This window comes from Nocardia ninae NBRC 108245, from assembly GCF_007990755.1.
GTDB lineage: Bacteria > Actinomycetota > Actinomycetes > Mycobacteriales > Mycobacteriaceae > Nocardia > Nocardia ninae.
In genome coordinates this window covers 1-856 of sequence record NZ_BJXA01000195.1, presented here as the reverse complement: position 1 = coordinate 856, position 856 = coordinate 1, and the positions used below count along the sequence as shown (strand labels likewise).

Below are 856 nucleotides of genomic sequence, written 5' to 3'. Positions count from 1 at the left end.
CGGGCATCCACCCCAGATAGCTGCCCGCGGTCTCGCGGGTCGGTACGAGCCACTTCTCCCCGGGTTGGACCTGGATCAGCTTCGGCAGCATCAACCGGTCGGACCGCAGCTGCTTGGCCAGGGTGCGGGCATGGGTGATGTCGATACCCAGCAGCGCCGCGAGCACGTCGATTTGCAGCCCGTACATCTGCACCACCAGCGCCGCCGCTGTATTGGTCCGTGCATTCACCCGGGACTCGCGAGTGTGCTTCAGGAGCCGCTGAACGGTCGTGCGAGGCAGGCCAACCAGAGCGCCGATGTCGGCATGGGGGCGACCTTGTTCGTGGAAGGCGGCAACTTCGCCGAGTACGGATTCGACTGCACGAGCAGAGATTCCGAGCGTTTCGCGTATCTGGTCGTAGGTCGCTCCCTCGCCGCGCATGGCGGTGACGCGCCGCTCCAGACCCGCCGCGCGGGCCTTCTTCTTGTGGTCCCTGCGCGGACCGGCTGCGGTTTCATGTTCTCGCGTTGTGGTCATTGGCATACTTCCTTCCTTCGGGTAGTAGCGGATTACGTTGTCCACCAATGGCACTCAAAGTTCCGGGACGACTCGCCCACGGAGACGGACAGCTATCGACGTCTAGGGGCATGTCGGAAGGCGAGCGCGAGGCCCTATCGGCTGCGCTGGACGCCGCCTCCACGGCTATAAGTGCGGTGATCCTGCGGCCGTTCCCGGCCCGCGTGGATGTCGCGCTCCTTCAGCGGTGAAGTCACATCAACCCAGCTCATCAATGCCCGCATCCGAGCGCTGCCGGTGCACGCGCTGAGGTGCGGTCGCTCGGTGGCCGGCATGGGTTCAGGCTGGGCAGGACGGTTC

General features: G+C 65.4%; 1 protein-coding gene. It reads right to left on the bottom strand.

The annotated features are described in order from the left end of the window. Nucleotides 1-571 (bottom strand): hypothetical protein (locus tag NN4_RS44645; protein ID WP_147144477.1); only part of this gene is annotated, 571 nt, incomplete at its 3' end. Nucleotides 572-856 lie beyond the last annotated feature (285 nt).